Genomic DNA, 2,630 nt, shown 5'->3' on the forward strand with positions numbered 1-2,630 from the left:
CGCCAGCGCGGCGGCGGCCCCGGAAACTCGTTTCGTGGAGCGTCTCATGGAAAATCCCCCTAATCTAGCAACGGTTTCCAAGTCTACTAGATTGGGGGGACGGGAGCCAAGCCGAAGAGGCTATTTAACCAGCAGCTATTTAATCAGACAAACGTGCTGGTTAATTTCAGCCGGGTTCGAATAGTTATAAATGGACGAGATCTGATTAGCGGGCGACGAAGAGTGCCACATCTTATTGTCCCGAGGATTGTCACCCCAGAAAAATCCGATATGACAATCGACGTTAGGAGCAGTCTTGAAGAAAATGACATCGCCCTTTCTTGCCAACCCACTATTCAGTAGATCCTGCACTTTGTTGAACTCATAAACCTTTGAACCGGAATCGATCGCATAGCCGTAAAAACGCCACGCGTTGATATAACCACCTCCACCGGGGCCTCCGGCCCAAGGCGAATGGCTGTTATTTGCAGCAACTGCCGCGAGATTACCGCCGCACTTCGACCACGCATGAGCGACAAAGCCAGTGCAGTTCATACCAGAATATCCATCCCAGCGTCTCTCCCCGTTGGGATAGGTGCAAGTAGGAATAGAGAATCCAGTGGAATATGGAGTCCCGAGGTAGTAACCGTCATATTGATGCTGGGTAAGCCAAGTAACGAGCCTAATCCGCGGAACGCCAATCACCTTCTCGTCGGCTACATCCCTGTACGCGCCGTCCGTCGGGCCCGGGGCCGCCGAGCCCTTCGCGAGGACGCGGACCTGGAGCGCCTCTACGCGGTAGCCGATGCCGGTCGTGCCGGCGCGGGCCCCGTCGCTGGCCCAGCCGAGCCAGCCGTAGTCCTGCACGTAGGCGCGGTACCACACGTCGTAGTACTCGGAGAGGTCGCCGGTCAGGCGCATCTTCACGCACTCGACCGCCCTGCCCTGGCCGGTGGTGCCCGCCACGGCGCCGCCCGAGACCTCGTCCTGCCAGCCGACGCCGGAGACGTGGGCGCTGTAGGACAGGCCGCCGGAGACCGGCGAGGAGACCTCGGCGGCGATCGCCTCGACGGCGCGGGACTGGCCGGTCGTGCCGGCGGTGCCGCCGTTGCCGACGGCGGGCTGCCAGCCGACGCCGGAGACGTGGGCCCTGAGGCTGAGCGAGGGGACGGAGAGCTCGGCGGGGTCGCCCGTCGAGGGGGCGTCGCCGCCCTTCTCGACGAGGACGGCCTGGAGGGCCTCTGCCTGGACGCCGAGCCCCTCGGTGCCCGCGGCCTCGCCGTCCTTGGCCCAGCCGAGCCAGCCGTAGCCGGCCGCGTGGACGCGGTACCACACGTCGTAGCGCTCGGAGACGGGGCCGGAGAGGGACACCCTCACGGCCTGGACGGCGCGGCCCTGCCCCACCGTGCCGGCGTAGGAGGGGGCGGAGGCGGCGTCCTGCCAGCCGATGCCGGCCACGTGGGCCGCGACGGAGACGGAGCTCCCCTCGCCCGCCCCCTCGAGGGAGGCGCGCACGGCCTGGAGCGCGAGGCCCCTGCCGGTCGTGCCGACGTCCTCGCCGCCGCCCACCGCGGGCAGCCAGCCGCGCTCGGCGACATGGCCCTGCAGGACGAGCGACGGGCCGGAGGCGGCGCCGGAGACGTAGGCCCCCTCGGCCGGGCCGGGGGCGCCGGAGCCCTTCGCGACGAGGGCGACCTGAACGGCGGTGAGGCCCGAGGCGCCGGACTCGACGCCGGAGGGCTCGCCGGCGCTCGCCCAGCCGAGCCAGCCGCGCGCGGAGTCACAGGAGCGGTACCAGACGTCGTAGCGCTCCGCGAGGCCGCCGGACAGCTCGAAGCGGACGGCCTTGAGCTGGAGCCCGCCGCCCGAGGCGCCGAGCTGCGCCCCGTCGGAGCTGGTCTCCCCCTGCCAGCCGGAGCCCAGCAGCAGGCCGCGGTAGCAGACCGACCCGTCGGACTCGAGGTTGTCGACGGTCGCGGCGACGGAGCCCAGCACGGGCCCCCTCTCGGAGCCGAGCGTCAGGACCCCGCCCGAGAACGACGAGCCCGCCGGCGAGCCGGCGACGGAGATGGACGACCCGGACAGGCGCTCGCCGGCGCCGCGGAAGGCCCCGCCGGCCGGCCCCGGCGCGGCGCCGCCCTTGGGGACGAGCACGACCTGGACGGCCTGGACGGCCTTCGACAGGCCAACCGTGCCCGCGGACGCGCCGTCCTTGGCCCAGCCGAGCCAGCCGTAGTCGGAGCAGTGCACGCGGTACCAGACGTCGTAGGACGAGGCGGCCTCGCCGGAGAGCCTGAACTGGAGCGCCTCGACCGCTAGGGAGCGCCCGGTGGTGCCGGCGGTCCCCGAGGTCCAGCCCTGCCAGCCGACGTTCGAGACGTGGGCCCTCACCTCGAGGGAGGAGGATCCGTGCCCGTACCAGGAGACGGAGCCCGAGAGGGCCTCGAGGGCGCGGCCCTGCCCGGTGGTGCCGGCGACGGCGCCGTCCGAGACGGAGCCCTGCCAGCCGATGCCGGCGACGTGGGCGCGGTAGGAGACGGAGGGGGGCTCGGAGGACCTGTCGACGAACGGGGTGGCGGTGTCGCCCGGGGCGGGGTCGCCCTTGGGCAGGACCGCGACCTGGACGGCCTGGACGGCGCGGCCGTAGCCCG

At 70.3% G+C, this 2,630-nt stretch carries 1 pseudogene; it reads right to left on the minus strand.

The annotated features are described in order from the left end of the window. Positions 1-135: 135 nt before the first annotated feature. Positions 136-2,630: pseudogene (locus AAA069_RS09895) on the minus strand (hypothetical protein); the annotation flags it as partial.

Source organism: Collinsella sp. CLA-SR-H006 (genome assembly GCF_040097075.1).
Classification (GTDB): domain Bacteria; phylum Actinomycetota; class Coriobacteriia; order Coriobacteriales; family Coriobacteriaceae; genus Collinsella.